The 24,804-nt window shown below is 56.7% G+C and carries 24 protein-coding genes; 12 read left to right on the top strand and 12 right to left on the bottom strand.

Features of this window, described 5'->3' with window-relative positions; translation table 11 throughout:
- Positions 1 to 97: 97 nt before the first annotated feature.
- From prs to lolB, 3 genes are all read right to left on the bottom strand, one after another.
- Entirely contained in the window at positions 98 to 1,045 is a 948-nt protein-coding gene (gene prs, locus ACVLVH_RS05960; RefSeq protein ID WP_006118899.1) for a ribose-phosphate diphosphokinase, read from the bottom strand.
- 124 nt (positions 1,046 to 1,169) lie between these two features.
- Positions 1,170 to 2,039: a 4-(cytidine 5'-diphospho)-2-C-methyl-D-erythritol kinase gene (ispE, locus tag ACVLVH_RS05955; RefSeq protein WP_217546367.1), complete on the bottom strand. Its 870-nt coding sequence runs from the start codon at positions 2,037 to 2,039 to the stop codon at positions 1,170 to 1,172.
- The gene (gene lolB, locus ACVLVH_RS05950; RefSeq protein ID WP_137386885.1) at positions 2,036 to 2,659 is read right to left on the bottom strand and encodes a lipoprotein insertase outer membrane protein LolB; all 624 of its coding nucleotides are present in this window, start codon (positions 2,657 to 2,659) and stop codon (positions 2,036 to 2,038) included. Before lolB ends, ispE begins: the two co-directional genes overlap by 4 nt.
- 216 nt (positions 2,660 to 2,875) lie before the next feature.
- On the opposite strand from lolB, the gene hemA reads away from it, so the two are divergent.
- The 6 genes from hemA to kdsA are packed head-to-tail and all read left to right on the top strand — an operon-like array spanning position 2,876 to position 8,187.
- Complete coding sequence (hemA, locus tag ACVLVH_RS05945) at positions 2,876 to 4,132, top strand: glutamyl-tRNA reductase (protein ID WP_061718543.1); 1,257 nt, start codon at positions 2,876 to 2,878, stop codon at positions 4,130 to 4,132.
- A 41-nt stretch (positions 4,133 to 4,173) separates the two neighbouring features.
- On the top strand, positions 4,174 to 5,256 hold the full coding sequence (prfA, locus tag ACVLVH_RS05940) for a peptide chain release factor 1 (protein WP_101764110.1): 1,083 nt from the start codon (positions 4,174 to 4,176) through the stop codon (positions 5,254 to 5,256).
- A complete protein-coding gene (prmC, locus tag ACVLVH_RS05935; protein ID WP_222233307.1) occupies positions 5,256 to 6,095 on the top strand; it encodes a peptide chain release factor N(5)-glutamine methyltransferase in 840 nt (279 codons plus the stop codon). The genes prfA and prmC overlap by 1 nt, the downstream gene beginning before the upstream one ends.
- A gap of 2 nt (positions 6,096 to 6,097) precedes the next feature.
- Positions 6,098 to 6,496 carry a SirB2 family protein gene (locus ACVLVH_RS05930; protein ID WP_101764112.1) on the top strand — a complete coding sequence of 133 codons (399 nt, stop codon included), beginning with the start codon at positions 6,098 to 6,100 and terminating at the stop codon, positions 6,494 to 6,496.
- Positions 6,493 to 7,302 (top strand): invasion regulator SirB1, encoded by an 810-nt coding sequence (sirB1, locus tag ACVLVH_RS05925; RefSeq protein WP_101764113.1) that lies wholly within the window; start codon positions 6,493 to 6,495, stop codon positions 7,300 to 7,302. Before ACVLVH_RS05930 ends, sirB1 begins: the two co-directional genes overlap by 4 nt.
- 30 nt (positions 7,303 to 7,332) lie before the next feature.
- Positions 7,333 to 8,187 (top strand): 3-deoxy-8-phosphooctulonate synthase, encoded by an 855-nt coding sequence (gene kdsA / locus ACVLVH_RS05920; protein ID WP_101764114.1) that lies wholly within the window; start codon positions 7,333 to 7,335, stop codon positions 8,185 to 8,187.
- A gap of 119 nt (positions 8,188 to 8,306) precedes the next feature.
- On the opposite strand, the gene chaA is transcribed toward kdsA, so the two are convergent.
- Entirely contained in the window at positions 8,307 to 9,392 is a 1,086-nt protein-coding gene (gene chaA, locus ACVLVH_RS05915; RefSeq protein WP_101764115.1) for a sodium-potassium/proton antiporter ChaA, read from the bottom strand.
- Positions 9,393 to 9,759: 367 nt separating this feature from the next.
- On the opposite strand from chaA, the gene chaB reads away from it, so the two are divergent.
- Together chaB and ACVLVH_RS05905 are read left to right on the top strand one after the other, a co-directional pair.
- Positions 9,760 to 9,990: a putative cation transport regulator ChaB gene (chaB, locus tag ACVLVH_RS05910; RefSeq protein ID WP_101764116.1), complete on the top strand. Its 231-nt coding sequence runs from the start codon at positions 9,760 to 9,762 to the stop codon at positions 9,988 to 9,990.
- A gap of 237 nt (positions 9,991 to 10,227) precedes the next feature.
- Positions 10,228 to 10,899 carry a gamma-glutamylcyclotransferase gene (locus ACVLVH_RS05905; protein WP_168197458.1) on the top strand — a complete coding sequence of 224 codons (672 nt, stop codon included), beginning with the start codon at positions 10,228 to 10,230 and terminating at the stop codon, positions 10,897 to 10,899.
- 6 nt (positions 10,900 to 10,905) lie between these two features.
- On the opposite strand, the gene ACVLVH_RS05900 is transcribed toward ACVLVH_RS05905, so the two are convergent.
- From ACVLVH_RS05900 to ACVLVH_RS05865, 8 genes are all read right to left on the bottom strand, one after another.
- Positions 10,906 to 12,321, bottom strand: a complete 1,416-nt coding sequence (locus tag ACVLVH_RS05900) for a serine/threonine protein kinase (RefSeq protein WP_192411665.1) — start codon at positions 12,319 to 12,321, stop codon at positions 10,906 to 10,908.
- Between the two features lie 66 nt (positions 12,322 to 12,387).
- The gene (locus ACVLVH_RS05895) at positions 12,388 to 13,338 is read right to left on the bottom strand and encodes a hypothetical protein (protein WP_110866342.1); all 951 of its coding nucleotides are present in this window, start codon (positions 13,336 to 13,338) and stop codon (positions 12,388 to 12,390) included.
- A gap of 13 nt (positions 13,339 to 13,351) precedes the next feature.
- On the bottom strand, positions 13,352 to 14,128 hold the full coding sequence (locus tag ACVLVH_RS05890; protein WP_137385968.1) for a PP2C family protein-serine/threonine phosphatase: 777 nt from the start codon (positions 14,126 to 14,128) through the stop codon (positions 13,352 to 13,354).
- Complete coding sequence (gene tagH, locus ACVLVH_RS05885; protein ID WP_192411666.1) at positions 14,125 to 15,237, bottom strand: type VI secretion system-associated FHA domain protein TagH; 1,113 nt, start codon at positions 15,235 to 15,237, stop codon at positions 14,125 to 14,127. The genes ACVLVH_RS05890 and tagH overlap by 4 nt, the downstream gene beginning before the upstream one ends.
- 33 nt (positions 15,238 to 15,270) lie before the next feature.
- Positions 15,271 to 15,969 (bottom strand): type VI secretion system-associated protein TagF, encoded by a 699-nt coding sequence (gene tagF, locus ACVLVH_RS05880; RefSeq protein WP_110866339.1) that lies wholly within the window; start codon positions 15,967 to 15,969, stop codon positions 15,271 to 15,273.
- A 13-nt stretch (positions 15,970 to 15,982) separates the two neighbouring features.
- The gene (gene tssM / locus ACVLVH_RS05875) at positions 15,983 to 18,097 is read right to left on the bottom strand and encodes a type VI secretion system membrane subunit TssM (protein ID WP_498949051.1); all 2,115 of its coding nucleotides are present in this window, start codon (positions 18,095 to 18,097) and stop codon (positions 15,983 to 15,985) included.
- Complete coding sequence (gene icmH, locus ACVLVH_RS05870; RefSeq protein WP_101764124.1) at positions 18,097 to 19,311, bottom strand: type IVB secretion system protein IcmH/DotU; 1,215 nt, start codon at positions 19,309 to 19,311, stop codon at positions 18,097 to 18,099. Before icmH ends, tssM begins: the two co-directional genes overlap by 1 nt.
- Before the next feature lie 84 nt (positions 19,312 to 19,395).
- A complete protein-coding gene (locus tag ACVLVH_RS05865) occupies positions 19,396 to 19,890 on the bottom strand; it encodes an SH3 domain-containing protein (RefSeq protein WP_192234148.1) in 495 nt (164 codons plus the stop codon).
- Positions 19,891 to 20,374: 484 nt separating this feature from the next.
- Here ACVLVH_RS05865 and ACVLVH_RS05860 point away from each other — a divergent pair, with 484 nt between their 5' ends.
- The 4 genes from ACVLVH_RS05860 to ACVLVH_RS05845 all read left to right on the top strand — a co-directional run bounded on the left by ACVLVH_RS05860 (position 20,375) and on the right by ACVLVH_RS05845 (position 24,796).
- Positions 20,375 to 21,595 carry a nitrate- and nitrite sensing domain-containing protein gene (locus ACVLVH_RS05860; protein ID WP_498948958.1) on the top strand — a complete coding sequence of 407 codons (1,221 nt, stop codon included), beginning with the start codon at positions 20,375 to 20,377 and terminating at the stop codon, positions 21,593 to 21,595.
- A gap of 264 nt (positions 21,596 to 21,859) precedes the next feature.
- A complete protein-coding gene (locus ACVLVH_RS05855) occupies positions 21,860 to 23,113 on the top strand; it encodes a CmpA/NrtA family ABC transporter substrate-binding protein (RefSeq protein WP_110866338.1) in 1,254 nt (417 codons plus the stop codon).
- Between the two features lie 11 nt (positions 23,114 to 23,124).
- On the top strand, positions 23,125 to 23,997 hold the full coding sequence (gene ntrB, locus ACVLVH_RS05850; protein ID WP_101764127.1) for a nitrate ABC transporter permease: 873 nt from the start codon (positions 23,125 to 23,127) through the stop codon (positions 23,995 to 23,997).
- Positions 23,998 to 24,007: 10 nt separating this feature from the next.
- Positions 24,008 to 24,796 carry an ABC transporter ATP-binding protein gene (locus ACVLVH_RS05845; RefSeq protein ID WP_101764128.1) on the top strand — a complete coding sequence of 263 codons (789 nt, stop codon included), beginning with the start codon at positions 24,008 to 24,010 and terminating at the stop codon, positions 24,794 to 24,796.
- The last annotated feature ends 8 nt before the right edge of the window (positions 24,797 to 24,804 follow it).

Raw genomic sequence — 24,804 nt, 5'->3', positions numbered from 1 at the left:
CGCAAATATCAATGGCGAAAGTGGCTTAATCGGTGAGTCAGATTGAGGGCAGGGTGCAAAGAAAAACCGGGCACGAGGCCCGGTTTCACGCGATGAATTAATGCTCAAACATCGCGGAGATTGATTCTTCGTTGCTGATACGACGAATCGCTTCGGCCAACATGCCAGACAGCGTCAGAGTACGCACGTTTGGCAGAGATTTCATCTCTTCAGACAGCGGAATAGTATCGCAGACAATCACCTGGTCAATCACCGACTTACGCAGGTTTTCCACCGCGTTGCCGGAGAAGATTGGGTGAGTAGCGTAAGCGAAAACACGTTTCGCGCCGCGCTCTTTCAACGCTTCAGCCGCTTTGCACAGCGTACCGCCGGTGTCGATCATATCGTCGACCAGTACACAGTCACGACCCGCAACGTCACCAATAATGTGCATCACCTGCGAAACGTTCGCGCGCGGGCGGCGTTTGTCGATGATAGCCATATCGGTATCGTTGAGCAGTTTGGCGATGGCGCGGGCACGCACTACGCCACCGATGTCTGGGGAAACTACAATGGGATTTTCCAGGCCAATTTGCAGCATATCTTCCAGCAGGATTGGGCTGCCGAAGACGTTATCCACCGGGACATCAAAGAAGCCCTGAATCTGTTCAGCATGCAGGTCAACGGTGAGAACACGGTCAACGCCCACGCTAGAAAGGAAATCGGCAACCACTTTGGCGGTGATCGGTACACGAGCAGAACGCACACGGCGGTCCTGACGCGCATAGCCAAAGTAAGGAATGACAGCAGTAATACGACCAGCAGAAGCCCGACGCAAGGCGTCGACCATCACAACCAGCTCCATCAGATTATCGTTGGTGGGGGCACAGGTGGACTGGATGATGAAAATATCACCACCGCGTACATTTTCGTTAATCTGTACACTTACTTCACCATCACTGAAACGGCCAACAGCGGCGTCTCCGAGGCTAGTGTAAAGGCGGTTGGCAATACGTTGTGCTAGTTCCGGGGTGGCGTTACCAGCAAATAGCTTCATATCAGGCACGAGAAGAACCTCAGGCTTGGCGTCCAGAGAATGAACGGCTCTAGAGTAACCGGCGAATACCAAAGAGCATGTTCATACGGGTGTGTTAATGCGCAACATGCAGTGTCTGGAACGGGTGACACTGTCACGTAGACGCTTTTAGCCCAGAAAGTGTGCGCTGCAACGGCGAGAGGTTAAGCCCGCGCGCCACAAATCCGCAAATCCATTTCGGGGCAAGCTCCAGCACCTGACGTGCGTCGGATTCGGTGTCAAATTCAGCAAACACACAAGCTCCGGTCCCAGTCAGGCGCGACGGCGCGTATTCTAGCAGCCAGGAAAGCAGCTCATCAACCTTACGAAAACGTTTTCTTGCCACAGCCTCACAATCATTGTGAAAAGGACGCTGTAACAGTTCATCTAATGTGCGGATTGGTGAATCGCGCGTCAGTTCGGGATCGCGGAACAGATCAGGCGTCGCGATGCTCACGCCTGGATGCGCCACCAGATACCATTTTTCTGCCGGTTCAGCCGGCTGCAATAGTTCGCCCACGCCTTCTGCAAAGGCCGCGTGACCTCCAATAAACACGGGCACATCCGCGCCCAGTTTGATGCCAATCGTCGCCAGCTCAGCAACACTTAATCCGGTTTGCCACAGATGATTCAGCGCCACTAACACCGTTGCCGCATCTGAAGAGCCGCCGCCAAGCCCGCCGCCCATCGGCAAAACCTTCTCCAGCGCGATGCTGGCACCGGCCTGCGCGGGCAAGGTGCCACGCGCAGCGGCAACGGTTTTTAACGCCTGCGCAGCACGCACAATCAGGTTCTCGTCATCCGGCACGCCAGTCAGCGGCGTCAGCAGCGTTATCTTGCCGCTGCTGTCCGGTGTGATTTCCAGCGTGTCACCGTAATCGAGGAACTGAAACAGCGTTTGCAGATTGTGGTAGCCGTCAGCACGACGGCCAGTGATATACAGGAACAGATTCAGTTTTGCCGGCGCGGGCCACGTGGTGATCATTGGGTGGTCCAGCTATCCATGCGTAATTTGATGCGCTGACCGCCTTCAGACAGCTCCAGATTCGCCGGCAGCGGCGGATTCACTTTGCTGTCGTAATCAGAGATGTTCACTTTCCACTGCTGACCGTTGCGGCTGTAGTTCAGGCTTTGCAGCTGGTAATGGTTATTCAGCTGATAATCGCTGGCATCGCCCGGCAAGCCCATCATCCACTGACGCAGATTGGCGAGCGGGATATCCATGCCGGTAAGCTGTGAAATCATCTTCTCTGCATCGTTACTCACGTAGCGCTTGCCTTTGTTATCCACGATCTGCACCACGGAACCTTGCGCATCCAACTGCAATTCGGTGCTGCCAAGCGGATTGGTCAGCAGCAGGCGATAGCGATCCGCAGCGGTTTGCTGCCAGTTAAAGCGTGCATACACTTTTTGCTTATCCGACAGGTAAGCGAACGCACCGCGCGTCTGATACTGGCTGATTTTCGCCACGGCTTGCTGATGCTGCTGCCATTGCGGTGACGTGGTGCTTGGGCCCGGACCTTGTGGTTTGTTAATGGTACATGCAGCTAGTAACACGCTGGCAAGGGGTAAAAGGCGCAGTAACTTGCGCGGGGGCAAATGCATCACGTGGTCATCTCCTCAGACACGTTTTTACTTCGTAACCGGTAACGCTAACCATCCGCATGTAAGCCGTCAATGCTGTTATGGCAATAATTGCGCACGATCAGTTTAATCTTATTACTGTCATAGGCTTTGTATGGCTTTTCTTGACCTGTGGCATCTTGTAGAATGCGCTGCACAAAACCCTGACAACACTTGGGATATCCCAACCCGAATCACATGACGCTGCTTGCACTCGGAATCAACCACAAAACTGCACCTGTTGCGCTACGCGAACGCGTTGCGTTTACACCAGACACGCTGGAACTGGCGCTGAATAGCCTGCTGTCCCAGCCGATGGTGCAGAGCGGTGTGGTCCTTTCGACCTGCAACCGTACGGAACTCTACCTCAGTGTAGAGCAGCAAGCCGACCTGCAGGAGAAGCTGGTGCGTTGGCTGTGTGACTATCACGACCTGCGTGAAGAGGATGTGCGCAACAGCCTCTACTGGCATCAGGATAACGCGGCGGTCAGCCATCTGATGCGCGTGGCCAGCGGGCTGGATTCACTGGTGTTGGGTGAACCACAGATTTTAGGTCAGGTTAAAAAAGCTTTTGTTGATTCGTCACGCGACCACGCGCTGAGCAGTGAACTGGAGCGCATGTTCCAGAAAACCTTCTCGGTGGCCAAGCGTGTGCGCACCGAAACCGAGATTGGCGCCAGCGCCGTATCGGTCGCCTTCGCTGCCTGTTCACTGGCGCGTCAAATTTTTGAATCGCTCAGCACCGTTAACGTGCTGCTGGTCGGCGCTGGTGAAACCATCGAGTTAGTGGCGCGTCATCTGCGCGAACACTCCGTCAAGAAGCTGATGATCGCCAACCGCACCCGCGAACGCGCACAGCTGCTGGCCGATGAAGTGGGGGCAGAAGTGATTGGCCTCGGCGATATCGAAACCCGTCTGGCCGATGCCGACATCATTATCTCTTCCACCGCCAGCCCGCTGCCGATTATCGGTAAAGGGATGGTGGAGCGCGCGCTGAAAGCGCGTCGCAATCAGCCGATGCTGCTGGTGGATATCGCCGTACCGCGCGATGTCGAGCCGGAAGTGGGCAAGCTGGCGAACGCCTATCTCTACAGCGTTGATGATCTGCAAGCGATCATCGAGCAGAACATGGCGCAGCGCAAAGCCGCCGCCGTGCAGGCTGAAAGCATTGTGGTGCAGGAGAGCGGCGAATTTATGGCCTGGCTGCGCGCGCAAAGCGCGGTTGAGACCATCCGTGAATACCGTTCGCAGGCCGATCAGGTGCGCGCCGAGTTACAGGAACGCGCGCTGGCCGCGCTGCAGCAGGGCGCTGACGCCGAAAAAGTGCTGCAGGAACTGGCACACAAGCTAACCAACCGTTTAATTCATGCACCAACCAAATCACTGCAGCAGGCCGCGCGCGACGGCGACAGCGAACGCCTGCAGATCTTACGTGACAGCCTCGGTTTAGAGTAATCTGGTCAGTCACGACCTATCACTGGGATACCCGCTATTACATGAAGAGCTCTATTGTTGCCAAGCTGGAAGCGCTCCAGGAACGCCACGAGGAAGTGGAAGCGTTGCTGGGCGATGCCGGCGTGATTGCCGATCAGGATCGTTTCCGTGCGTTATCACGCGAATATGCCCAGCTTAGCGACGTCACCCGTTGTTTCCGCGAATGGCAGCAGGTGCAGGAAGACGTTGAAACTGCCGAAATGATGCTGGAAGACCCGGAAATGCGCGAGATGGCGCAGGAAGAATTAAAGCTGTCACGTGAGAAGCGTGAAGCGCTGGAACAACAGCTGCAAGTGCTGCTGCTGCCGAAAGATCCCGACGATGAACGTTCGTGCTTTGTCGAAGTGCGCGCCGGAACCGGCGGTGATGAAGCGGCGATTTTTGCCGGCGATCTGTTCCGTATGTACAGCCGTTACGCCGAAGCGCGTCGCTGGCAGGTTGAGATCATCAGCGCCAACGAAGGTGAGCACGGCGGCTATAAAGAAGTGATCGCCCGCATCATCGGCGATGGCGCCTATGGCCGCTTTAAGTTTGAATCGGGCGGCCATCGCGTACAGCGCGTGCCAGAAACCGAATCGCAGGGCCGTATTCACACCTCGGCTTGTACCGTTGCGGTCATGCCGGAACTGCCCGAAGCGGAAATGCCGGAAATCAACGCCGGCGATTTGAAAATCGACACCTTCCGTTCTTCCGGTGCCGGTGGTCAGCACGTTAACACCACCGATTCCGCGATTCGTATCACCCACTTGCCAACTGGCATTGTGGTGGAGTGTCAGGACGAACGTTCACAGCACAAAAACAAAGCCAAAGCCTTGGCGGTGTTGGGCGCGCGTATTCACGCGGCGGAAACGGCAAAGCGTAATGCCGCTGAAGCTTCGACGCGTCGTAACCTGCTCGGCAGCGGCGACCGTTCGGATCGTAACCGCACCTACAACTTCCCGCAGGGCCGCGTCACCGATCACCGCATCAACCTCACGGTTTACCGTCTCGATGAGGTGATGGAAGGCAAGCTGGATGCGCTGATTGAGCCGATTGTGCAGGAGTATCAAGCCGATCAGCTGGCCGCGCTGGCTGGACAGGACTAATGATCATCCGTCGCTGGCTACAGCAGGCTGTGGTAGCGCTCTGTGGCGGCGACAGCCCGAAGCGCGATGCGGAAATATTGCTGGGTTTTGTGACGGGCAAAGCGCGCAGTTGGCTGATTGCCTTTGACGATGCGGAACTGGACGCGCAGCAGTTGGAACAACTGAATGCGCTGCTGGCGCGCCGCGTCAACGGCGAGCCGATTGCGCATCTGGTCGGCGAGCGTGAATTCTGGTCGCTGCCGTTGCGCGTCAGTGATGCCACGCTGATCCCGCGTCCGGACACCGAAGTGCTGGTGGAGCAAGCGCTGGCACATCTGCCGGCCGCCGCGACGTCTCTGTTGGATTTAGGCACTGGCACCGGCGCGATTGCGCTGGCGCTGGCCAGCGAACGGCCAGGCTGCCAGGTTATCGGCTGCGATCGCATCGCGGCGGCGGTGGAACTGGCGCAGGACAATGCGCAGCGTCTGCACATTGATAACGCCCGCTTCATCCTCAGCAACTGGTTTAACGATCTTCCCGCCCAACGTTTTGATCTGATTGTCAGCAATCCGCCCTATATTGATGCCGCCGATGAACATCTGCAGCAGGGCGACGTGCGCTTTGAACCGCGCAGCGCGTTGGTGGCGGACGATCAGGGTTTGGCCGATTTACGTTTTATCATTCACACCGCACCGCACTGGCTGCACGCTGGCGGCTGGCTGCTGCTGGAACATGGCTGGCAGCAAGGTGCAGCCGTGCGCGCCATCATGACGCAGCACGGTTATCAGGCGGTGAGCACCGTTGACGATTACGGCGGTAATCCGCGCGTCACACTAGGACAATTTTTTAATAAGGAATAACGATGGCGAGCTGGTATCCCCTGATTAAACATTTTCACTTGCTGACCGTTGCGCTGACGATTTGTCTGTTTTTGCTGCGCTTCTACTGGCAAACCACCGGCTCAGCGATGCTGCAACGCCGCTGGGTGCGCATTGCGCCGCACGTTAACGACACCTTTTTGCTGTTAAGCGGTGCGCTGCTGGTGATGATTACGCATTTTTATCCGTTCACACCGCAAGGAAGCTGGCTGACGGAGAAGCTGTTAGCGGTTATTATCTACATCGCCTTAGGTTCCGTGGCATTGAGCCGTCGCCCACGTAAAATGGGGACACGTTGGATCGCCTTCCTGATTGCAATCGTAGCGTTGCTGTTTGTGATTAAGCTGGCGATGACCAAAATGCCGTTATTGGGGATTGTATGACCTCGCCAGAGCAACTCGATTACAGTAAAACACCGCTGAGTGAAGCGGTGATTGGCGCCACATGCGCCATACGCAATGATTTTTCCGCGCCTTCTGTGCAACAACAGTTGGCGGCGCTGGTAGATGAAGCCCGTGAGTTTGTCAGCAGCGAACAGGACGCCGATTTGCAGTTGGGTAAGCTGCTGGAGCTGTTCTATCGTCAGTGGGGATTTGGCGGCGCCAGCGGCGTCTACAATCTCTCCGACGCGCTGTGGATCGACAAAGTCTTGAAGAGCCGTCAGGGCACGGCGGTGTCGCTGGGCGTGATCCTGCTGCACATCGCCGATGAGCTGGAATTGCCGCTGATGCCGGTGATTTTCCCGACACAGCTGATTCTGCGTGCCGACTGGTTAGATGGCGAAATGTGGCTGATCAACCCGTTCAACGGCGAAACGCTGGATACGCATACGCTGGAAGTGTGGCTGAAAGGCAACATCAGCCCAACCGCCAAGCTGTATAACGACGATCTCGACGAAGCCAAGACCATCAACGTGATGCGCAAGATGCTCGACACCTTGAAATCCGCGCTGATGGAAGAGAAGCAGATGGAGCTGGCGCTGAACGTCAGCAAAGTGCTGCTGCAGATCGATCCTGACGATCCTTACGAGATTCGCGACCGTGGTTTGATTTACGCGCAATTAGAGTGTGAACACATCGCGCTGAATGATTTGACCTATTTCGTTGAACAGTGTCCTGAAGATCCGGTCAGCGAGATGATTAAAGTGCAGATTCACGCAATTGAACAGAAACAGGTAACGCTGCACTAAGCGTTACCCGATAAAAGGAAAGGAAAGGGCATGACACAGAAAGTAGTGAATATCGGCGATATCAAGGTCGCAAACGATCTGCCATTCGTTCTCTTCGGCGGCATGAACGTGCTGGAATCGCGCGATCTCGCCATGCGCATCTGCGAACACTACGTTGAGGTCACCGACAAACTCGGGATCCCTTACGTATTCAAAGCCTCTTTTGATAAAGCGAACCGCTCTTCAATCAAATCTTATCGTGGTCCTGGCCTGGAAGAGGGCATGAAGATTTTCCAGGAGCTGAAGCAGGCTTTCGGCGTGAAAATCATCACCGATGTGCATGAAGCATCGCAGGCGCAGCCTGTGGCTGACGTGGTTGATGTGATTCAGCTGCCGGCCTTCCTCGCGCGTCAGACCGATTTGGTGGAAGCGATGGCGAAAACCGGCGCGGTAATCAACGTCAAGAAGCCCCAGTTTGTTAGCCCAGGCCAGATGGGTAACATCTACGACAAATTCGTCGAAGGCGGCAACGATCAGGTTATCCTGTGCGATCGCGGCAGCAACTTCGGCTATGACAACCTGGTTGTCGATATGCTCGGCTTCAACGTGATGAAGAACGTCACCCAAAATAGCCCAGTGATCTTCGACGTTACCCACGCGCTGCAAACGCGCGATCCGTTCGGCGCTGCGTCAGGCGGTCGTCGTGCGCAGGTCGCCGAGCTGGCGCGTGCCGGCATGGCGGTTGGCATTGCTGGCCTGTTCATCGAAGCGCACCCAGAGCCAAACAGCGCCAAATGCGACGGTCCATCCGCGCTGCCGCTGGATAAGCTGGAACCCTTCCTGGTGCAGATGAAAGCCATCGACGATCTGGTGAAGAGCTTCCCAGAGCTGGATACCAGCAACTGATTGTTTTCAAATGTGAAAAAGGCGCCGATGGCGCCTTTTTTATTGGCTGGTCGCCATTAATGGCGATCCTACAACATGCACGATTTCCGTATGGTTGGCATTTATGCCGACCGCTAGTCTCACAGCATAATCGTCAACAAATACCCGGCAAACAGCGCCAGATGCGCGGCACCGTTCAACACGTTGGTGCGGCCCGTTGAGAACGAGATGTGACACAGGATCAGCACGGCGCTCATGATCACCATCTGCGGTGGCTCAAGGCCGAACACCAATTGCTGGTCGGTCAGGGTAGCGATGATGGTCACTGCAGGCACCGTCAACGAAATGGTCGCCAGCACCGAACCGAAGAACAGATTCATTGCGCGCTGCACCTGATTCATCAGTACCGCTTTGATTGCACCTAAACCTTCCGGCGACAGGATCAACAGCGCCACCAGGAAGCCGGTGAACTGCGCCGGGGCGTTCAGTTCTGTCAGCAGACTCTCCAGGGGATTGGCGTTCATCTTGGTCACGCTAATCACCGCAATCAGATGCACGATCAGCCATGCGGTGTGCCACAACGAGCTGTGCGCAGAAGGCTTACCGTGGTGCGGATCGTCGCCATCATCTTCATGCTCATAAACGAACAGGCTTTGGTGGGTTTTGGTTTGAATCAGCAGGAACACGCCGTACATGGCCGCAGAAATCGCCGCGATGATCAGCGCCTGCGTGGTCGTGAAGTTACCGCCAGGTAACGCATTGGGGAACACCAGCACCAGAATCGCCAGCGGGAAAATGGCGATCATGTACTGTTTTACGCCCGCCAGATTAACGTACTGCGTGGCAAACTTGCGTCCGCCCAGCAGCAGGGCAAAGCCGACTAAACCGGCGGTCACAATCATGATGATCGAGTAGAGCGTGTCGCGCATTAGCGCGGGCGCGGCATCACCGGTGGCCATCAGCGCGGAGATCAGACTCACTTCAAGTATGACGACGGAAAGACTGAGAATCAGCGAGCCATAAGGTTCGCCTAAACGGTGTGCCAGCACGTCGGCGTGACGCACGACGCTGAAGGCGCTAAACAGAATGGCAACTAATGCCAACAGGTTGATGCCGATAACCGGCAGAAGCGCTGTCTGGTTGCCGAAGAAGCTCAGCACCGCCAGCGCAGCAACGGGGAAAATCAGTGAGTACTCGGTATGGCGGGTTTTCTCATGTCCAGGCATTTACCATCCTCTCCGGAAAAAGTACAAAGCAGGCAATCATTGCCTGATAAATATAATGAGTTTTCTGACGTAACGCAGTGTAACTTTTCATCAGCTGTGCTGCTGTGACTTTACGCGATTTTACCAAAAGCGTTTATTATGCATAACACGGCAAAAGAGTGTGTTATCGCTGGATTAACGCCTGTATTCATTATGTTGCATGAGTCACTCAACCAATTAAAGATGAGATTGGTCTGGTTAATCGTCGTATAGGGTGAAGTTTATAGAGGTTTAAACCTGTTTTACGCCATCTTTCAGTGAAAGTACCAGTTTGCGTTTTGACCCAGATGATCCAGACTTAAACTCTGAGTATTAATCCGGAGGAAATATGCCTTATTCATCAAACAAAGAGCTGCCAGACAGCGTGCGTCATGTCCTGCCGGCTCACGCACAAACCATCTATCAAAAGGCCTTTAACAGCGCCTGGGACCAATACAAAGATCCCGACGACCGGCGTGGCGATGAGTCGCGCGAAGAGGTGGCACACAAAGTCGCCTGGGCAGCTGTCAAGCATGAGTACTCAAAAGGTGACGATGACAAGTGGCACCCTAAAAACTAGTTTGTCTTGCGGGCCGGTGCGGCCCGCCTCGCACTTTTCCCTTCGCCATTCAAGTTCCTCACCAGGCAGCCGATGCTATTTACACAGAATTTCCCTTTTGTGATCGGGGTCAATCTTGAATGTTTTGTTAAAAATGAATTAATGTCTTCTCTTAAGACGATGCAATGAGCGTCGCCTGTAGACATCAGTTTTGAGGAACCACACCGGCAAGATGTCAGCGTAGTAGAGGAGACCACAGTGTTAACGCGGGAATTTTTGTTAAAAGCAGATTGTAAAACATCGTTTGGCGATATTGATGAAGCGTTGTTCTGGAGCTGTGAAAAGCGTGCGGCATCGCTGTCCGCGACGCTGGCCTGTCGTCCTGACCAAAGCCCGGTGTGGATTTTTGGCTACGGCTCGCTGATGTGGAATCCCATTTTTGAAGCGGCCGAAGTGGCGCCGGGTCGTTTAGAGGGCTGGCACCGTGCGTTTTGCCTGCGTCTGATTGCCGGTCGCGGCACCGTAACCGCGCCTGGCCGTATGCTGGCGCTGAAAGAGGGCGGTTCCACCAGCGGACTGGCGTTCCGTTTACCGGAATCGCGTTTGCATGATGAGCTGGAGCTGCTGTGGAAGCGTGAAATGATCACCGGCTGCTATCTGCCAACCTGGTGTGAACTGGAGCTGGAGGATGGACGCAACGTCACCGCGCTGGTGTTTATCATGGATCCGCGTCATCCGCTGTATGAAACCGATTCCTGCCGCAGCACCATTGCGCCGTTGATTGCCCAGGCCAGCGGTCCGCTCGGCACCAACGCACAATACCTCTACGCGCTGGAGCAGGAGCTAGGCAAACGTGGCATGCAGGAAGCGGCATTGACGCGCCTGGCAGCAGATGTCAGAGCGCTGCAGAGTCATTCGGCAGCGCGCTGATACGGATTACTGCGCCGGATTAATCAGCCAGGTTCCCGGCTTATCGATGGTCAGCGATTGGCTATGCACCTGGTTGCCGTTACGCACCTCAATGCGATAGTTCCCCGCCGCCAGATTCAGTGAAGCGAATCCGCTGGAGGAGGGCTTCACATCGCGGGCTTCGCCATTCAGCATCACATTCTCACCCGCCTGCAAACGCAGATAAACCGTCGCCACCGTCGGTGCGCTGCTCGCTACACTGTTGCCTGCTGCGGCAGGCGCAGCGGGCGCAGTGCTGGCGGCGACCGGTGGTGCTTCGCTGTGATGATTCGCTTTCCAAACCACCACCACAACCGCCAGCACCGCAATCGCAGCGGCCACCACTAAACCTGGCGACAAACGACGCACGTTGCGCGGCGTCAAAGGTTCAACGGAGGCAGCAGCATGATTGACGGCCAACACTTGCGGTTCCGGCGTTGCAACACTCGGCTCCACCGGCACAACCGGCTCAGCCACGAGCGGAATAGTGGTGGAGAGCGCTTCGACATCGCTGACCGGCAGATCGATCAAGCTGGCAAAGGCATCAATGCTTTGCGGACGATCTGCTGGCTTCATGGCTAACGCGCAGTCAATGGCGTGCAGCAGCGGCAGCGAATAGCCTTCCGGCTTGCGCTCCACCAGCGGCTGATAGTTATCCTCAATGCAGCGCACCACGCTCACCGGCGGTGCATGGCCGGTGATCAGGTTGTGCAGCACTGCGCCTAGCGCATAGATATCGGTCCACGGACCTTGCTCTATTTCGCCTTCTTCGCTGTACTGCTCAATCGGCGCAAAGCCGGGCTTCAGCATGATCTCGGTTTCATCCGAGAGGTTGCCGATCTCTTTGCGCGCCGAGCCAAAATCAAGCAGCACCGGCAGCTGGTTTTCCTGAATCTGGATGTTATCCAGCGAGATATCGCGATGCAGATAACCGGCGGCGTGGATAGTATCAATGGCGCCAAACAGCGGCGGTAGCAGACGACGGATCCAGCTCTCGTCAATGCTGTCCGGACTGGTGATCTGCCACTCTTTCAGCGTCATGCCGCTGTAATAGAGCGTGCCCATGTAGGCGGTGCCGTTCTCTTCCCAGAAGCGCAGCACGTGCAGCAAGCCGGGATGATTGAAGCGTGCCAGCAGGCGCGCCTCCTGAATAAAGCTATTACGACCGGCGGTAAACAGCTTATGGAAACGCTCTCCGCGCAGTTCCAGCGACATATCCGCCGCACGCACCGCCAACGAGACGGGCATGTACTCTTTGATCGCGATGGTGCGTTCCAGCTGATGGTCCCAGGCACGATAAACAATGCCGAAGCCGCCGCCGCCAATCACTTCCTTGATTTCAAATTCATTAAACCGGTAGCCCGCAGGGAGGGCGTTAGGTGTATGGTTTTCGTTTGCCGACATAGTGAACTCTCTGAACACGTCCTGTAGCGCCCCGTCATCACGATGACGGCAGGCAACGACCGCTAATTAATTAATGTTACGCCAGGCACCAATCGCCGGATCGGCGAGATCCGCATGCAGGGTGTCAATCAGTAACACAGTCACTTTTTGCTGTGGCATAAATTGCGGCGACCAAACGCCGCGTAACGTCTCAACCCGCTTTTTCAGCACATCGCTGCCCTGATCGGCGGTTTTGTCCATCTTGACCAGAAGTGTGCCGCTAAAACGCCACACATGCTGTTGTGCATCAAACGGCAGCACTAACCAGCTATCATCGGCATCCGGACGCGTAACAATCATGCGCTGGTTATTCACCGAGACCACTTCCAGCGGCGGACCGCTCATTTTCAAATCTGCAATCGGGTAGCCCTGATAGAAGTTCAGCGCCAGATTATGGGTTTTGCCAGCGCTCATCAGCGTCATTTCGCTCGGGCCTTCCAGCCAGCCTTCGGTGGAGCAGTGCTGATTCGGGTTATCCGGGATAAACAGCGATTCGCCTTTGTCATCCCACCAGGTACGGAAATGGCAGCCGCCCGGCAAGGCAAAGTGCTGCAGCGGCGTGCTATCCGCCGGGCGTGACAAATCGAGCGGCGCGGCGTTGCTGGTGGTGGCGCTGGCGGTGGCATCGTTCAGCACGATCGGGCGCCAGTTCTGTAATTTGGCTGCGCTGCCGTTAGCCAGCACGCTGCCCTCTTTATTGGTCATCTGCCATGGCAGTTCATCCAGCAGGCCGCACTGATTCGCCAGCAGTGTACCGACGCGCGGCAGGAAGCTGGTCAGGATGCTGGAGTCGGTGCTTTTGCCCGAGACGATGCGCAGCGGCAGCGTCTCTTTGCACCAGTCGTTGGGCGCTTTGCTCGCCACGTCATCAATGTAGACTTCTAATGACAGGCTCGGGGAATACACCACGCGATAATCTTCTGCCTGCGCATTTACGGCCAGCAACAGGGTTGCGAAGCCCGTCAACCACACTTTCATAAGCATCCTTGGATCAATAACGTGACGGCAGAAAACGTGCCGCATCAGCCTGGGAATAAAGCAGCGTCGCTTCCTGCGGTTCGCCAATCCAGACGGCCAGAGCGCTGAGATTGTCGCTTTTAACACTGCGGTTAACGGCTTGTTCCATCAAAGTCAGCCACTCTTCGCAGGCATTCACCATGCGCAGGGCCAGTTCCATTTCGTGGGTGGTGAGATTGAGCCAGAATCCATCGCTGCAAACCAGAAACGCATCGCCATCGGCCAGCGTAATCACCTCGCTAAAAGTGGCCGGACGGGCAGGCTCAACACCGAGCGCATTATAGAGTAAATTACTGTTAATGCCGGTATTTTCATAGCCCGCCTCGCGTAACTGCTGGGCCAGACTGTGGTCACGCGTCACCTGATTTAGCACCCCATGACGGAAGTGATAAACCCGGCTGTCGCCAGCGTGCGCCCACCATGCGCGCTGTTTTTCGCGGTCGATAAACAGCGCGGCGAGCGTGGTGCTCATACGTGAAAAATTCGGATTGTTTCCCTGTGCCTCAATCAGCACCTGCTGGCAGTGTTCAATGGCGGCGCGCGTGCTTTCAGGGGTGAACGTCGCGCTGTGCTGCAGCTGCGTTAGCAGCGTATCGCGCACCAGCTGCGCGGCGATATCACCGCCAGGCAAACCGGCGACGCCGTCACACACCAGAAAACAGGCTTTATGATCGTCCAGCTCGGCGCCGGTACGATCCTGATTTTCGTCGCGCATGCCTTGCTGGCAGCGGCTGGCAAACATCATCTTCATGCGTCTTCGGTCCGCGTTTGAGAATCTTTATATTGATTCACTTCCATATCATAGGCATGCAGGAAGGCTTCGCCGAACAGCGTATGGAAGTCATCCTCAATTTCGCCAGCGGTACGTTGATAGTGGCGTGAGAAGTAATCCCACAGCGCCGCTTTGCGTCCGGTACTGAACGCCATTTTGGGCAGCACGCCATCTTTGCGTGCTTCTTCTTCTAAGCGCTGCGGGTTAAACGACTGCAGCATGGCGGCAATAATGGCGCGGATACCGGCAATCATGCCGAGCTGATGCGCCTGCAAATCCACCAGCGCATCGCGCACCGCCGGTTCCGGCGGCATAAAGCCCGGCATCTGGCTTTGATACATCTGCATCAATACGGTTTTACCGGACGGCAGAATTTTGAACGGGTTATTCGCCTCATTGAGAATCATCGTCATGTCGGCTTTCACGCCGCGCTTGAGGATCGAGCGCGAGGAGAGCAGGGCGACGGTGCCTTGCGAAAACAGGCTCAGCATGCGACCGGTTACGCGCATCTGCTCTTCGGTGATGGTGGTTTGATGGCCGTTGTTCAGCCCCATCCCTTCCAGCAGCGCGGCAATCAGTTTGTCCTGAGAGACGCCCGGCAACGTGGCGGGCAGTGTCGGCGCATCACTTTGCGGATCGATAGCGAGACGCGGATCGTTGCGGCGCTCCTGACGCACAACCGGCTCGGGAATCACCTCCGACTCCTGCATCATACCGAGCGGGTCGTCGCTGCTGTCGGCAAAGAACGCCAGCGGATCGTCCTGGCGGGCTTTCAGGTTGTTAGGATCGCGGACTTCGAGCCCATACTCACCGATTTGCAGCGTGTCGCCATCCTGCAACGCCACTTGCGAGCCGCGTTGCAACGCGACGCCGTTCAATACCACCGACGTGACGCTGCCCTGATTGGTCAGGCGGCACTCGCCCTCCGGCGAAAGATGCACCAGCGCCTGCAGACGCGATATGGCGCGCGATTCGTCAGGCAGCACCAGATCGTTATCCTGACTGCGGCCGATGGTGCCGCCGGGCGGTTTAAAGGCTACCGTCTTGGCGGGCACATCCGTATTGCACTGCACAATGGTAAATTGCATGAGTCATCCCGTTAACAAGGCAAACGCCACGGCCTATTCAAACATCGGTGGATAGAGGCCGTTGCGGCCCGGCTGTGCACCAGACGCCGGGTTAAACAATAATGAAAAAAGTTGCGCAGTCAGCGGGCCACTGTGTTTATGGGTGGCATGGCTAAAACCGTCACTGCGATTACTCCACCAGTAGCTCATGTGCTGCTGCGGATCGAATCTGTCAGCCACTTCACGCCAGCTCAGCGTGCAGGGTAAATCATCAAAACCAATCACATCCATGATGTCGCTGCGCTGCGTATCCGGCACCAGCAGCGGTGACAGGCGCTGCATCTGCTGCTCCAGCGCATCGGGATTGAGTCGATCGCGCACCGCGTGCAGCAGCAGCGCGCCCAGTTCCTGGAACCAGTCACCGGACATCGCCAGCTGCGCGCTGTGCCAGTGGCTCAGCGGGAAGCTGCGCAGCGCCAATAGCGGCCAGCTGCGGCCCACGCGATCGCAAGACGGCAGCAGGCAGCCCATCTGCACCTGCTGACGCAGCGGCGAAAGCGGTAACACAAAATTCCACACCGGCGCACGTAAAAACTGTGCGGTGCTGGCATCGGCTTGCTGATGCCAGTGCAGTAATCCTTGCTGAAACCAGTGGCTCCACGGCGTCACGGTATTTTCGCTCAGACGCTGGCGCAAAAAATCGCCGGTGGCCGGTAACTTGCCGTACCAGCCCGGCGCAGTGTGTGTCGGCATGATTACCTCACCATTACTCACTGTGTCTGGTCAATCGCTGCGAAACAACGTGCGGCGCAATCGCCAGCGTGTTGCTGCTGTCACCGGCATTTTTCAGATTCTCCGCAAGCTTGCGCATCATCAACGCATTGTCACGTGCATACGGCGAAGACTGAATTTGCTGATCCAGCAGCTGGCTCAGATGCCAGTCGAGCTGCTGCAAATCGCGCGCGCTGACATCATCCGGCAGCGTGCGCTGCAGGTTTTGCATCAGCCAGCCACGCAGGAACTCGCCGTCATAATTGCGCGGCTGATAGAGCATCTGATAGGCCCGCAACGCATTGCGACTGTAATCGTTATCGGTGCCCGGATCGTCACGCAGCAAATTGGTGATCTGCTGCGCCACGCGCGGCAGCAGTAAAGACTTAAGCGCATTTTGATAAAGCGCCCACGCCGCATCGCTGACCTGGTTGCCGCGATACAGCCCAACGCGCATGGTAAGCGGTGGATTGTCGAGGGAAAAACGCTCGGAGAGCGGCAGTTTCACCAGGTTATTTAAGAAGGGTAGCAGATCAAAAATATTATCGGCGGGCTGATGGATCACCTGCTGACTCTGCGTGGTGATCGGCGCGAGGCGTTCGGCAACCTGGTCCAGATAACGCTGATTCTGAATATAGCTGGTGAGCCACAAACAGGAGAGCAGCAGCAGCGCGCCGGTCAGCACGCCATAACCGATCCAGTGGAACAGGCGGTTGCGGTATTCCCAATGGCGATTGCTGCCCGCCAGGCCGCTTTCGCGGAACACTAAATCGCTCAGCAAATCGCGGATAAAGAAACTCTGTCCTTTGTTGCCGGGGATCGGACTGCTGCGATCGACGCTATTCCACGCCGCGAGGCTGCTTTCGCCGGTATGCGGCAGCTGCAGCTTGCGGTTCAGCTCGCCCATGATGCGGTCAAACGGTAAACCTTCCTGCGTGCCGCTGGTGAAGAACAGGCCGCGCGCCGACCAGGCGATCGGCTCCTGATGGCTGGAAAACACCACATCGAGATACTCATTCAGCAGCGGACGCAGCGAACTGAACTCTTGCGGGAACAGGAAGCTGTCGGCGCGCTGGGTGAGATCGCGCTCGCCAGCCATGACGTCGGCCAGCTGCTGCTGTAAACGCTGTTCTAAGTGCTGATATTGCTGGCTGAAGCTGCGGTGCCAGTCGTCTTTATGCGGTTTGCCCGGTTCCCACGGGAAAGTGAAGCCCCAAATCGCATCGCGCTGCGGCTTGCTGAGCGTGCCGTAAAAACTCATAAACCCTTTCAGCAGGTCGGTTTTGGTCACCATCACATACACCGGGAAGTGAATGCCGGTGTGCTGATGCAGCTCCGCCATGCGTTCTCGTAGCGCGCTGGCCTGCGCATTGCGCGCTTCGGCTGAATCGGTCAGCAGATCGGAGACGCTGATGGTCATGATCACGCCGTTGATCGGCTGACGGGTGCGATAGCGCTTTAGCAGATTGATAAAACTGTGCCACTCCGCGCCATCGCGCGCGCGTTGGCTCTCCTGCAACGCGTAACGTCCGGCGGTATCGATCAGCACCGCGCTGTCAGTGAACCACCAATCGCAGTGGCGCGTGCCGCCCACGCCGCGAATTGCCGCTTTGCCGAGGCTGTCAGTGAGCGGGAATTGCAGGCCAGCGTTGAGTAGTGCGGTAGTTTTACCGGCGCCCGGCGCGCCAATCATCACGTACCACGGCAGCTGATAAAGGTAGTGACTTTGAAAACGTGCCAGCCAGCTCTGCTGATGACGACGACCAAACTGGGTGCGCTTTAAACGCAGCGCTGCTTCACTGAAGCGCTGCGCCAGCAGGGTTTCGGTGGCCTGGCGATCGGATAACTCTTCCTGGCTCATCTGCTGCAGACGGTTGAGCAACTTGCTATTAAACCAGCCGCGCCACAGTGCAGGAATAAACTGGAACAGCAGCCAGAGCAGATAGAGCAGACCCACCGCTAACTGGCGCGGCAATACCGGCTCGAGCGGGCGCGTATCGCCCCAGCTCCACAGCGGTCCGAGCATCCACAGCACGCAGCTCAATGCCGTGACGCCAATCAGGCTCCACAACAGGCGATGGGTTAACAGATGTTGCAGTGATGCGCGCATCATTGGCCTCCCTGATGATTGCCGAGGGTTTCCGGTGTCACAAACAGGGTGATTTCCACCCGACGATTGCGGGCGCGGTTTTCATTACTGTCGTTCGGCAGCAGCGGATTGCTGTCGCCGCGACCTTCCGCTTTCACGCTGTGACCTTCCGCGAGCTGCGGATTAAGCAGCTGCATGATGGCGCGTGCGCGCGCAGAGGAGAATTCGTAGCTGGAGGCGAAACGGCCATCGACCGGGCTGTTATCGGTATACACCGACACCAATACCGTGCCTTTAACGGTTTTCATTGCGCTGGCGACATGCGCCAGCAGCGCCCGTCCCACCTGATTCACCACCGTGCCGTCGCTGGAGAACAGTTTGTCAGCGGGGATGATCACTTTGCTGCCGAACGCGCCGTCGCTCACTTCCAGCTGCCCGGCGGCAATCACATCATTCAGACGTTGATGCAGATCGAGCAGCGCTTGAGGGGAAGTAGGGCGACGTCCTGGCGTGATTTGTGGCAGCGGGGTTTGATAGATGGTGCGCAGCAGCGGTTCGGCGGCGTTGCCGAGTCGCCAGTTCAGCCCGCTGTAAATCAGGCTCGCCACCAGCGTGGCCAGGGTAACGCAGGCCCATAGCGGCACCATCGGACGCGTCAGGGTGCTGACCAGCGGATGCACTTCCACCAGCGGCACCGCCGGATTGGCGCTTGCCGGGCGATGTTCCGTAATGAGTTGTGCCAGGCGTTTGCGGATGGCTTCACACTGCGCGCGGCCGCTGTCACTGCCGCGATAACGGCCTTCATAACCGAGCAGCAGGCAATAGTGGATCAGTTCCAGCAGCCACAGATGCTGCTGCGGGCTTTGCGATACGCGCGACAACAGCTGGAACACTTTCTCACCGCCCCAGCTTTCATTGTGAAAAGTGACCAGCATGCCGTTGCCGGACCACACGCCGCGCGTGCCCCACGGAGTTTGCGCTGCGGCTTCATCCAGCACGCTGCACAGGCAGTAGCGCGCGCCGATAATCATCTCAAAAGGTAAGCCCGCTTGTTTACAGCGTTGTTCGAATTGGCGGATCTCTTCGATCAGTAACTGGCGCAATCCGGCAGGATCGTCATGTGTCGCGGCCTGCCGTATACGTACCACGGCATTCAGGATGGGTGCTGCGGCATTAAGCAAAAGGTTATCATTGCCCGCGACAATGCCATCGCGAGCAAGGGAATCCTGAGTCATTAAATCTTGGTTATCCAGGCAAGGGCGAAAATCACAGCCCGCAGAGCAAGCGCTTCTGCGGGCATTGTGCGCCGGATTGCATTATCAGTCTAAAATCCAGGTCGCGGTATCGTTAGTGCGACAAGCCTTGCTGGCGCCGCCAACGGCCACACAAACCTGTTTGCTGTTGCGGCGGGGGCGCGGACGATCGCTTCGAATGGTCGCGTCGTAACGGCTGCTCTCCACGCCCGCTTTCGGCGGAATATAGCCAATTAACTGGCCGTTAGGCTCATCAGCCACTGCCAGCCAGCTGTGTTCAACACGGCCGAGCACTTCAAACGGTTTGGCGTTATCAAGATAGCGCACTACCTTGCCACCATAATCAGGCGTGGTCATTACCGAGGCAGCATACAGCGCGCGATAACTCTCATTGACCGGCGTGAATTCGCCAGGTGCTGCCACCGCATGACGATGGACCAGTTGGACGCCATTCACTTCACTGGTTACCAGCGTGTCATCTGTAACGGGTGGCGGTGGCGCTTTGCAAGCAGCCAGACTTAATACCGCCAGCAACACAAGCACGAGACTCTTATTCACCATGATCCTCAAATTTCATCAGATTAGCTGCAGAGTAATCTGCGGCACGGGCCGTTAAGGCAGGCAGATTAAGCAGCGAGAAAGCCATCAAAAAAACAGACAGATTACAGAAAGATAGTGCTGAACTAAGTCTACCTAAGACTTTTGAGAATTCAAACCATTGCACCATGAGAAATCCCGTGCTAGCGGGCGAAAAAGCAGCGCAGGCCGATGATATAAAACACATAGTCACGGTGATAGATAAGCTGAGTTAATTTATTCGCTGCAGTTAACGATGCGAGGCAGCGCAACGGCATTTGGTCGCTGTTAGTACCAAACGAAAATGGTAAATAAGATTAATCTATTTGTATGAAGCAAAAAAGATTGCCTTGCGAAACAATTTTCTCAATTTCGGAATTTCCGGGCCCAATTCTGCCACGTTTAAACGCAGCACGGCATGGCTTTTGCTTGACCCTCTGTTTACACCGCTAAACCGCTGGAGAAAGCAATGAATCGGGCTTTGAACTATCTACGTGCTAGCCGCGCCAGCGAGATTGCGAGCCTGCAACGGTTGCTGCGGACCGGCGAACAGATTACCGCCATCAGTGAATTGATCCATGTGCTGCAGCGTGAACGTGGAGCCAGCAATATCTGGCTGTGCTCGGCTGATCGACTGTTTGGTGAAGAGCTAGCACAGCGCGCTGCGGAGGTAGAACTGCGCGAACAGCGTGCAATGGCGGTGCTGCCGGAAGCAGAGGCGCAGCCCGGCTATAGCCGATTTTGCATGCTGATCGCGACTGCGCTTCAGGCGCTGGACAGTCTGCCGGCGCTGCGTCAGCAAGTATACAGCCGCACCGTGACGCAGGCGCAGGCGATGGATGCGTTTAATCACATCATCTGCACCTTACTCAATCTGGTATTTGAAGCGGCGGATACCGCCAGTGAGCCGGACATCTCGCGTGCGTTAATCGCGCTATTTAGCTTTATGCAAGGCAAAGAGCTGGCCGGACAGGAGCGCGCCACCGGTTCAGCGGGATTCGCTGCCGGTGAATTTACCGAGACGCAACGGCAGCGCATTCAGGTGTTGATCGCTGCGCAGGAGCAAAGCTTTGCGACTTTCAGCCAATTTTCTGATGCGGAAAATCTACAACGCTGGCAGGCGATAGCCGATGCCGGCAGCCAAATTGAGCGGCTAAGACGCATCGCCTGCACCGGCGCACAGTGCGGTGAAAATGGCGTGTTGCAGTGGTTTAGTCTGCTCAGTTCGCGTCTCGATCAGATGAAACAGATTGAAGATACGCTGTGCGCCACGCTGATGAATCGCTGTCAGTGTGCGATTGCGGCTGCCCAGCACAGTGAATCTCCGCCGATAGCCATCGGAGAAGAGGCCAGTTTCTCGCTTTATATCGCGGGTGCCAGCTGGCTGTCAGGCGTTGAAACCACGCTGGACAGCAATGGCCTCGCGCCCCAGCTCGGGCGTTCGGTGCTGGCGTTGATCCGTGAGCAGTCGCAGCGTCTGCAGACGCAGGCCGATGAACTCGCCTCGATGCGCGCGTCACTGGATGAACGCAAAATTATCGATCAGGCGAAAAGCTGGTTGATGCAGCAGCACGGTTTCAGCGAGCAGGATGCGTGGCAGGCGCTGCGTAAGAGCGCCATGAACCAGAACAAACGGGTGCTGGAAATAGCCCTGGCGGTGCTGGCGGTTGCCGCCACGCTCAAGGCATAACTCGAAGGAGGTAGCTGCACAAACCCTGTGCGTAGAGTGCGTCAGCGCAGTGCAAAAACGACGCATCATCAGCGCATTTATAGCGCCAGCCTTGATAAAACGGCCTGATATTTTTGGCACAGGCTTTGCAATACCTTACAGACATTGCGCATTTGTTTCGCCAACGGCGGTGAAGCGAGTGCTTTGGATAAAGGCGTCCGGCCCCATGTTTTTGCGACATGCGGGAGGACGCCTTTTTTTATTCTTTTTTTCAGGATGCGCATGATGAGTAAAACGCGGTTCACATTGTCACGACGTCAATTTCTCCTGGGTAGCGCGGCGGTCGGTGGCAGCTATCTACTGCCGGGATTACGCAATGCGGTATGGGCTGCCGGTTCCGATGCGCCCGAAAAGAGCAACATTCGCGTCGGCTTTATTCCGCTCACCGACTGCGCGCCGGTGGTGATGGCGTCAGTAAAAGGCTTCGATAAAAAATACGGTCTGACGCTGCAACCGAGTAAAGAAGCCAGCTGGGCGGCGGTGCGCGACAAGCTCACCGCTGGCGAATTGGATGCCGCGCACGCGTTGTACGGCATGATTTATGGTCTGCAGTTGGGCATTGCCGGGCCTCAGCATGAGATGGCTAACCTGATGACGCTCAACAACAACGGGCAGGCCATCACCCTGGCGAATCAGCTTAAAGATCAGAAAGTTACTGATGCGGCCAGCCTGCAAAAATTAATCGCCAGCCAAGCCAAAGGCAGCTTTACCTTCGCGCATACCTTCCCAACCAGTACACACGCCATGTGGCTCTATTACTGGCTGGCCAACGCCGGTATCGACCCGTTTGAGGATGTGCGCACCGTGGTGGTCCCGCCACCGCAAATGGTGATGAACATGAAGATGGGCAATATGAGTGGCTTCTGCGTTGGCGAGCCGTGGAACCAGCGTGCTATCAGCGACAACATCGGTTTTACCGCCACCACCACACAGCAAATTTGGCCGGATCATCCGGAAAAAATTCTCGCCACGCGCGCCGCCTGGGTGCAAGAGAACCCCAATACCGCCCGTGCGCTGACCGCCGCAGTGCTGGAAGCCGCGCGCTGGATCGATGCCTCCGACGCTAACCGCAAAGAGACCGCGCAGGTGCTGGCCGGACGCGCGTGGATCAACACCAAAGTGGAAACGCTGGAAGGGCGCATGCTCGGTCAGTACGAAAATGGCCTCGGTCAGCGCTGGCAGGACGCGCACGGTATGCGCTTCTTCCGCGACGGTGAAGTGAGCTTCCCGTGGATTTCCGACGGCATGTGGTTCCTGACGCAGATGAAGCGCTGGGGCATGGTGCAAACCGCGCCTGATTATGCAGCAGTGGCGCGTCAGATCAACCGTATTGATATCTACAAACAGGCCGCCAGCGCGGTGGGCGGCATTAGCGTCCCAGCCGGCGAGATGCGCAGCAGCACACTGTTCGACGGCAAAGTATGGGACGGCAGCAATCCCGCCGCTTATGCCGACAGTTTTGCCCTTAAACGCCGTTAAGTGAGGTCATGATGAAATCTGAAGCACGCTCGCTCAATACCGCGCCGATCGCCGCGCCACCGGCGCAGGTGATTGCACTCAAGGTAACGCCCGCACCGCGTCGGGGTCAACGCTGGCTCCGTCCCCTGCTGCAGCGGCTAATCCCCGCCAGTTGCGGCCTGATTCTGCTGCTGTTTGTCTGGCAACTGGCTTCAATGTCCAGTAAAGGCTTCCCCACGCCATATGCCACCTGGCAAGCCGCCGTCACGCTGTTTGCCGATCCGTTTTACAACAACGGGCCTAACGATCAGGGCATCGGCTGGAACGTGGTCGCCTCGCTGCAGCGGGTGGCAATCGGCTTTGGTCTGGCGGCGCTGGTGGGCGTTCCCGCCGGATTCCTGATTGGCCGTTTTACCTTTATCGCGCACATGCTCAACCCGATCATCGCGTTGCTGCGTCCGGTCAGTCCACTTGCCTGGTTGCCGATTGGCCTGCTGCTGTTCCAGCGCGCTGAACCGGCATCAAGCTGGACCATTTTCATCTGCTCCATCTGGCCGATGGTGATCAACACCGCCGAAGGCGTACAGCGAATTCCGCAGGATTATCTCAATGTGGCGCGCGTGCTGCGGCTCAATGAGTGGACAGTGATGCGCCGCATTCTGTTCCCGGCGGTGCTGCCTGCAGTGTTAACCGGTATGCGTTTATCGATGGGCATCGCATGGCTGGTGATTGTCGCTGCGGAAATGCTAACCGGTGGGCTCGGTATCGGTTTCTGGATTTGGAACGAGTGGAACAACCTCAATGTGGAAAACATCCTGATTGCCATCGTGGTGATTGGCGTGGTCGGGTTACTGCTCGAACAGGCGCTGATGTTACTGGCACGCCGCTTTAGCTGGGAAAAATAAGGAGCCGATGATGAATCCAATTATTCGCGTACAGCAGGTCAGCCAGCGCTTCAATACCGCAGGCGGCGAGTTCCTCGCCCTCGATAACGTCAGTTTTGATATCCACGAAGGTGAAACCCTCAGCCTGATTGGTCACTCCGGCTGCGGAAAGTCCACGCTTCTCAATTTGATAGCCGGGCTGACGCAGCCGAGTAGCGGCGTGTTGCTGTGTGACAACCGCGAAATCAGCGGTCCCGGTCCGGAGCGTGCGGTGGTGTTCCAGAACCATTCGTTGCTGCCGTGGCTGACCGCCTACCAAAACGTGGAGCTGGCGGTGCAGCAAGTGTTCAAAGGAAAAATGAGCAAAAGAGAGATGAGCGAGTGGATCGAACACAACCTCAATCGCGTGCAGATGAGTCACGCGCTGCATAAGCGTCCGTCGGAGATCTCCGGCGGCATGAAGCAGCGTGTCGGGATTGCGCGTGCGCTGGCCATGCAGCCGCGTGTGCTGCTGCTGGATGAACCGTTCGGTGCGCTGGATGCGCTAACGCGCGCTCATCTGCAAGACAGCGTGATGCGCATCCAGCAGGAGCTCAATACCACCATTGTGCTGATTACGCACGATGTCGATGAGGCGGTGTTGCTGTCAGATCGCGTGTTGATGATGACCAACGGCCCCGCCGCGCAGGTCGGTGACATTCTCAACATCGACCTGCCGCGTCCACGTTCACGGGTAGCGTTAGCCGACGAGCCGCGCTATCACCAGCTGCGTCAGCGGATTCTGCATTTCCTGTATGAAAAGCAAACGGCTGTGGCGTAAGGGGACAA

The sequence above is a fragment of the Kluyvera sp. 1366 genome (genome assembly GCF_054823405.1).
Note: the sequence above shows the minus strand (reverse complement) of the source record. Positions and strands in the feature narration are given on the sequence as shown.